Annotated in this window: 7 protein-coding genes; 4 read left to right on the forward strand and 3 right to left on the reverse strand. The window is 76.7% G+C overall.

The window, feature by feature from the left end:
- The coding region (locus KIK08_RS35920; protein ID WP_214407779.1) for a hypothetical protein at positions 1-479 on the forward strand (479 nt) is incomplete at its 5' end.
- Positions 480-602: 123 nt separating this feature from the next.
- Here the strand turns inward: KIK08_RS35920 and KIK08_RS35925 are convergent.
- Positions 603-1,694, reverse strand: coding sequence for a cupin domain-containing protein (locus KIK08_RS35925; protein ID WP_408004781.1), 1,092 nt, complete (start codon positions 1,692-1,694; stop codon positions 603-605).
- 129 nt (positions 1,695-1,823) lie between these two features.
- Here KIK08_RS35925 and KIK08_RS35930 point away from each other — a divergent pair, with 129 nt between their 5' ends.
- From KIK08_RS35930 to KIK08_RS35940, 3 genes are all read left to right on the forward strand, one after another.
- Positions 1,824-2,567 carry an IclR family transcriptional regulator gene (locus KIK08_RS35930; RefSeq protein ID WP_214407780.1) on the forward strand — a complete coding sequence of 248 codons (744 nt, stop codon included), beginning with the start codon at positions 1,824-1,826 and terminating at the stop codon, positions 2,565-2,567.
- A gap of 72 nt (positions 2,568-2,639) precedes the next feature.
- Entirely contained in the window at positions 2,640-3,404 is a 765-nt protein-coding gene (locus tag KIK08_RS35935) for a crotonase/enoyl-CoA hydratase family protein (protein ID WP_214407781.1), read from the forward strand.
- Between the two features lie 166 nt (positions 3,405-3,570).
- Positions 3,571-4,125, forward strand: a complete 555-nt coding sequence (locus KIK08_RS35940; protein WP_214407782.1) for a CGNR zinc finger domain-containing protein — start codon at positions 3,571-3,573, stop codon at positions 4,123-4,125.
- Positions 4,126-4,144: 19 nt separating this feature from the next.
- Here the strand turns inward: KIK08_RS35940 and KIK08_RS35945 are convergent, their stop codons facing one another.
- Both KIK08_RS35945 and KIK08_RS35950 read right to left on the reverse strand, forming a co-directional pair.
- Complete coding sequence (locus tag KIK08_RS35945; protein ID WP_250558515.1) at positions 4,145-5,785, reverse strand: FadR/GntR family transcriptional regulator; 1,641 nt, start codon at positions 5,783-5,785, stop codon at positions 4,145-4,147.
- Positions 5,786-5,935: 150 nt separating this feature from the next.
- Positions 5,936-7,015 (reverse strand): FCD domain-containing protein (locus KIK08_RS35950; protein WP_214407783.1); only part of this gene is annotated, 1,080 nt, incomplete at its 5' end.

Below are 7,015 nucleotides of genomic sequence, written 5' to 3' on the forward strand. Positions count from 1 at the left end.
AGGACGCCGCGGTCGAGGACGCGGCCGCCGCCGACGCCGCCGCCGACGACGCGGACGCCGAGGCGGTGGCCGCGGCCGAGGAGAGCCTGACCGCGGCGCACGTCACCCTGCTCGCCGCCCAGGAGGGCGTGACCGCGGCCGAGGCCGCGCTGACCGCCGCCGGCGGTGACGCGGCCGCCGTCGTCGCCGAGGTCGAGGCCGCCGCCGCGGACGTGGCCGCCGCCCAGGAGGGAGCCGCTGCCGAGGACGCCGCCGCCGAGGACGCCGCGCAGGACGCCGAGGCCCCGAACGCCGCCGAGGACTCGGCGGCCGTGCAGAACGCCACCGGCGGTGGTGGTGCGGCTGCCGAGAAGGCGCCGGCGGACAAGGCCGACAAGGCGGACAAGGCCGAGAAGGTGGACGAGGCCGACGAGGCCGACGAGGCCGATGAGGCGGAGAAGGCCCCGGCCGCCGAGGAGGAGGACGCGGGCGAGCACTGACCGACCTGGGGGCCCGGTACCCCGGTGGGAGATCGGGTCCGCCCCGTCGGACCGGTGCACCGCGTCGTCGAGGGGCACCGGTCCACCGGGGCGGACCCCATCGGGGGCCGGCCGGCGGGCTCGTCAGTCGGCGGGCTCGATCCGCACCCGGTGGGCGTGCAGGCTCTCGAAGATCGGTGTGTCGCTGAACCGGAAGAGGTCCAGCCCGGTCCGCGCGGTCACCGCCAGCGGCACCCACGACGGCACGGCGACCAGGTCGCCGCGCTCCACGCGCCACTCGCGCCCGCCGACGTGGACCGTGCCGGTGCCGTCGAAGACCTGCCACACCGACGAGCCGACCTCGCGGCGGGTGGCCGTGCGGGTTCCGGCCCGCAGCCGGTGCATCTCCGCGCGCATGGTCGGCATGACGTCGCCGCCGGTGGTCGGGTTGCTGAACCGGACGGCCGCGTGCCCCGGCTCCAGCACACCGGGGTGGCCCGCGTCCTCCAGGGCGAGCTGGTCGGCCAGCGCGGCGTCGGTGTGCTCCCAGCGGTAGGCCGCGATCGGGGAGCTGGTCCGCGGACCGGGGACCGACACGGGGCGCAGCCCGGGATGGGCCCAGAGCCGCTCGGCGCGCGAGCGGGCCGGCGCGGAGCGGTCCTCGACGACCTCGGGGCCGGGCTCGAAGAAGCCCGAGCCGATGGTGTGCGCGAACGGGATGTCGAGCCCGTCCAGCCAGGCCATGGGGGTGTCGGACCGGTTGTGGTGGCCGTGGAAGCGCCAGCCGGGGGTGAGCAGGAAGTCGCCGCGGCGCATGGCCACCGGGTCGCCGTCGACCACGGTCCACACGCCCTCGCCCTCCACGACGAACCGGAACGCGTTCTGGGTGTGGCGGTGCACCGGCGCGTCCTCGCGCGGGTTCAGGTACTGGATCGCCGCCCACAGCGTCGGCGTGGCGTAGGGCGCACCGCCGAGGCCGGGGTTGGCCAGTGCGATGGCCCGGCGCTCCCCGCCGCGCCCCACCGGGACCAGGTCGCCGGCCCGCTCGGCCAGCCGCAGCAGGCCCTGCCAGCGCCACACGTGCGCGGCGGCGGCCGGGCGGGGGCTGGTGGGCATCAGGTCGCCGATCTCGGTCCACAGCGGCACCAGCAGCTCGGACTCGAAGCCGCGGTAGAGCCGCTCCAGCTCCGGCGACGGGGTGGGCTGCCCGGGCGCGTCCACCGCGCGCAGCCGCACCGGGGAGGCGACCGCCTGCTCGGCGGGGTCGATCGTGGACGTCACGGTGCACCTCCGGCGGTTCGTCGAGCGGTCGGGCGACCCGCAAACGCTACGTCCGCCACCCCCGACCGGAGCTACCGTTCTGCTGTGCGGAACAGACCGGCGTACGCCATCGAGTCGGTCGACCACGCCCTGCGGCTGGCGACCCTGCTGCAGCAGGAGGGGCCGCTGGGGGTGAGCGAGGCGGCCCGCCGGCTCGGGGTGGCCCGCTCGACCGCCCACCGGCTCCTGGCCATGCTGGTCTACCGGGACTTCGCGGTGCAGGACGACCGTCGCCGCTACGTCGCCGGGCCGGCGCTGGGCCGCCGGGTGCCGACCGAGCCGGCCGCCGCGCTGCGCGGGCTGGCCCTGCCGCACCTGCGCGCGCTCACCGAGCGCGTCGACGAGACCAGCAACCTGACCGTGCTCGTCGGCGACCACGTGCGGTTCGTGGTCACCGTGGAGGCCGCCCGCGTGCTGCGCGTCGGCGACCGGGAGGGCCGCACGCTGCCCGCGCACCTGGCCTCCGGCGGCAAGGCCGTGCTGGCCACCCGCACCGACGCGGAGGTGCTCGCTCTCTACGCCGACCGGCACCCACCGGTGGTGGACACCGCCGCGCTGCTGCGCGAGCTGCGCCGCGTGCGTCGGCGCGGCGTCGCGCTGAACGACCGGGGCACCGAACCCGGGGTCACCGCCCTCGGGCGGGTGGTGCGCGGGCCGCGGGGCGTGCCATCGGCCGCGGTGTCGCTGGCCATGCCGACCTCGCGGTTCCGCCGGGACCGGGTGGCCGGGTGGGCGGCCGAGTTGGCCGCGACCGCCGCCGCCGTCGAGCGCGAGCTGGCCGGTGGGTGATCGACGGCGCCTTCCGCGGCGCGGAAATCAGGCTACTGTTCGGACCGGTCAGGTTCTGCGAAGGAGGAGAGCGTGTCGGACGAGGTCCTCGTCGAGCGCCGCGGCGCCGTTCAGGTCATCACCATCAACCGCCCGCGGGCGAAGAACGCGTTGAACCTCGCGGTCGCCAAGGGCGTCGCCGAGGCGGTGGACGAGCTGGACGCCTCCGACGAGCTGTGGGTGGGGGTGCTCACCGGCGCGGGCGGCACGTTCTCCGCGGGCATGGACCTCAAGGGGTTCCTGCGCGGGGAGAGCCCCTCGATCGAGGGCCGCGGGCTGTGCGGGATCACCCAGGCCCCGCCGCGCAAGCCGCTGATCGGCGCCGTCGAGGGCTGGGCGCTGGCCGGCGGCTTCGAGCTGCTGCTGGCCTGCGACCTGGTGGTCGCCGCGCGCACCGCCCGGTTCGGGGTGCCCGAGGTCAAGCGGTCGCTGGTGGCCGCGGGCGGTGCGGCGCTGCAACTGCCCCGGCGGGTGCCGTTCGCGATCGCGCTGGAGCTGCTGCTGACCGGCGAGCCGTTCGGCGCCGAGCGCGCCGCCGAGGTGGGCCTGGTCAACCGGCTCACCGACGAGGGCGGCGCGCTCGAGTCCGCGGTGGAGCTGGCCACCCTGATCGCCGGCAACGGCCCGCTGGCCGTGGCCGCGACCAAGCAGGTCGCGCGCAGCAGCGCCGACTGGTCCTTCGAGGAGGGCTGGGCCAAGCAGTCCGAGATCATCTCCCCGGTGTTCTCCTCCGAAGACGCCCGCGAGGGCGCCACGGCGTTCGCCGAGAAGCGGGCCCCGGTCTGGAAGGGCCGCTGACGGCGCGTAGCGGTCCGGGCCGGGCCGGCGGAGCCGCGCGCCCCTGCACCGCGAGTCCCCCGCGGTAGCGGCCCGGTCCGCTCATCGCCGGACTCCTGACCGGCGGAGTGCCCACGGGTTGATGCACCTATCCTGTCAGGTGCTCCGGTCCGGTTAGACTCGTCGCATGCCAGCAGACCCCCGTCCGCTCGTGGGTGAACCCCTGGGCCTGGACCTGCTCAACACGGTGTGGGTCGACGCCGAGGGCACCCACGACCTGCTGGCCGACGCCGAGGGGCTGGCGCTGTGGCTGTCCGCCCACGGCTTCGCCGAACGCGTCCCCGCCTCGGCGGGGGTGCGCGAAGCGCTGGTCGGCGCCCGCGACGCCATCGCCGCCCACCTCGGCGAGCCGGGCTCCCCGACGGCGCTCGCGGCCCTCAACGCCGTGCTCGCCCGCGGGGCCCTGCGCCGCTCGGTCGATCCCGACGGGCCGCGGACGGTGATCGACGTCGACGACCCCGCCGCGCTGCCGGCCTGGACCGCCGCCGAGGACTACCTGCGCCTGCGCGAGCGCGACCCGAGCCGCCTGCGGCACTGCTCCGGACCGGGCTGCGTGCTGCACTTCTACGACACCAGCCGGCGCGGCGACCGGCGCTGGTGCTCCATGGCCGGCTGCGGCAACCGGGCCAAGGCCGCCCGGCACTACGCCCGCAGCCGCGACGGCGGGGCGCCCCGCTCCTGATCCGTCCTCCGGGCCGGGGTCAGTGCCACCACGAGGTGACGGCTTCGAGGTGGCGGCGCATCCGGTGGCGGGCCAGGCCCGTGTCGCCGGCCAGGATGGCGTCCAGGATCCGCTGGTGGAACTTCTCCACCTCGGCGGCCGCGGCCTCGTCGCCGGGGGGCGGATCGTCCTGCACGGCCGTGTGCCGGCGGAACAGCTCGGTGATGATCCGCAGGAACAGCGCCAGGACCGGGTTGCCCGACAGGTCGGCCAGCTCCGTGTGGAACGCGTCGTGCTTGGCCGGGTCGCCGGCCGGGCCCTCGCTGGGCCAGCGCACCGCGGCCGACAGGCGCTCGCCGACCTGCGGCTCGGTGTGCCGGTCGACCACGGCCGCGAGCACCCCGAGCTCGACGGCGTCGCGCACGACCCGCAGGTCGTCGCGGGCGACGCCGCGGTATTCCAGGTGCAGGGCCATGGTGTCGATGCTGGCGCGGGGGTCGGGTCGGGTGACGACGAGTCCGCCGCCGGGTCCGCGTCGCATGCGGGCGACGGCGTGGTGTTCGAGGAGTCGGACGGCTTCGCGCAGGACGGCGCGGCTGATGCGGTAGCGGGTGAGCAGGTCGGCTTCGGAGCCGAGCACGGCGCCCACCGGCCAGCCGCGCTGGGCGATCTCGTCCTGGATCCGGGCCGCGACGACCTCGGCGAGCTTCGCCCGCGGCCCCTCCACCGGACCCTTCACCAGCTCCGCGGCCACCGGCGCCGCCGGGCCGCGGGGCAGCCTGCGCACCTTGTTCTCGTCGATCCACGCCGCGACCGCCTGCAGGTGGCGGGTGAGCCGGGTCTGCGCCCGCGCCCCCTCCCCGGCGATCACCGCGCCGGCGACGACGGTGTGCTCGGTGTGGGAGTCGGCCTTGGCCGCGCGGACCCGCGCCCTGGGCGTGCGCTGCGAGGTGTGCGCGTAGCGCGTGGTGAGCTGGGTCAGCACGTCGACGAACAGCCGCAGGACGGGGTTGCCCGACAGCTCGGCCAGCAGCACGTGCAGCGCGTCCTGCGAGCGGATGCCGGGCTCGTCGAGCCGGTCGACCTCGTCGGCGAGCGCCGCGCGCAGCCGCCCGATGCCCTCCTCGGTGATGCGCTCGGCGGCCAGCCCGGCGGCCAGCGGCTCCAGCAGCACCCTGGCCTGCAGCAGGTCGGACACGGTCGTCCCGACGTACTCCAGGTAGATGACCATCGCGCGGGTGGCCGGGGCGGTGTCGGGCGCGGTGACGAAGAGCCCGCCGTTGGGGCCGCGGCGCATCCGGGCGACCTGGTGGTGCTCGACGAGCCGCACGGCCTCGCGCAGCACCGAGCGGCTCACCCCGAAGCGCTCGCGCAGCTCCATCTCCGAGCCCAGCGAGAGCCCGACCGGCCAGCCCCGCCGCACCACCTCGGCCTCGATGCCCCGGGCGACCTGGGAGGCCAGCTTGCCGGTGCCGCCCGACCCGTCGGGGGAGACCTCCACGGCGGCGTCGGAGCCCTCGGTGTCGGTGACCGTGTCGGGGACGGTGTCAGCGCCGGTGCCGGTGCGGGTGCTGGTATCGGTGTCGGGGTCGGTGTGGGTGTCGGGCCCGTCGACCGGGCGCGACGCCCGGCCCGACGGGGGTGCCCCGCCCGGCGGGAGGTCGATCCCGGGTGTCGCCATGGCGGCCTGCTCTCCTCACCTGCTGCCGGTCCGCGAGCGCAGGTCGTCGCGTGAAGCAGGTCGTCGCGTGAAGAGGTCACTGTACGCGCTGTCACGTCCCGACCCGTCCCGCCGGCGGGTCGGCGCGACGGCGAGTCGCGCGCCGGGCGCTCAGTCCCACCAGGGGGAGAGGGCGTCGAGGTGGCGGCGCATGCGCCTGCGGGCCGCGGCGGCGTCGCCGTCGAGGACGGCCCGCAGGATCCGCTCGTGGACCACGCGCACCTCGGCGGCGACCTCGTCCACCGGCGGTGGGCGCTCCTGGGCGGACGTGTGCGCGCGGAACAGCTCGGTGAGCACCCGCAGGAACAGCACCAGCACCGGGTTGCCCGACAGCTCCGCGAGCCGCGTGTGGAACGGGTCGGCGCGGGTGGGATCGCCGATCGGGCCGTCGGTCACGTGCGCGGCCGCCGCGTGCAGCTCGGCAACGGTGCCGGCGTCGAAGGGCCGCCGGGCCCGCGCGGCCAGGGCCAGGTCGAGCACGCCGAGCTCGACCGCGTCGCGGGCGATGCCCAGGTCGTCGCGGGTGACGCCGCGGTATTCCAGGTGCAGGGCCATGGTGTCGATGCTGGCGCGGGGGTCGGGTCGGGTGACGACGAGTCCGCCGCCGGGTCCGCGTCGCATGCGGGCGACGGCGTGGTGTTCGAGGAGTCGGACGGCTTCGCGCAGGACGGCGCGGCTGATGCGGTAGCGGGTGAGCAGGTCGGCTTCGGAGCCGAGCACGGCACCGACCGGCCAGCCGCGCACGGCGATGTCCTCCCGGATCCGGGTGGCCAGCACCTCGGCCATCTTCGCGTGGCCCGCCGAGGGCTCGGGAGGGCCGGGGCGCAGCGGTCGGTGCACGGTGCCCGACGGGCGGTTCCGCTCGAACCAGGCCGCTTCGGCGTCGAGGTGCTCGCGCATCAGCTCGGCGGCGCGCCGACCGTCGCCCGCGGCCACCGCGTCGACGACACCGGCCCGACCCCGCAGCGCTTCCGGTTGCCCGGTGTCGGCCCCGGCCCGCGCGACGGCGTAGGCGTACCGGCTGGTCAGGCGGGTCAGCACGTCGACGAACAGTTCGAGGACCGGGTTGCCCGACAGCTGCGCGAGCAGCACGTGCAGCGGGTTGCCCGCGCCCGGTGCGCGGGCCACGGCGCGCTCGCGCTCGGCGTCGAGCACGGCGCGGGCCCGCGCGGCGCCGTCCGCGCCGGCCCG

It is taken from the genome of Pseudonocardia lacus (assembly GCF_018531445.1).
GTDB lineage: Bacteria > Actinomycetota > Actinomycetes > Mycobacteriales > Pseudonocardiaceae > Pseudonocardia > Pseudonocardia lacus.

Bases quoted from the DNA above. Each gene is read 5' to 3' on its own strand.
- KIK08_RS35940 (WP_214407782.1), top strand. From the start codon at position 3,571: ATGCCAGCAGACCCCCGTCCGCTCGTGGGTGAACCCCTGGGCCTGGAC.
- KIK08_RS35945 (WP_250558515.1), bottom strand. From the start codon at position 5,785: ATGGCGACACCCGGGATCGACCTCCCGCCGGGCGGGGCACCCCCGTCG.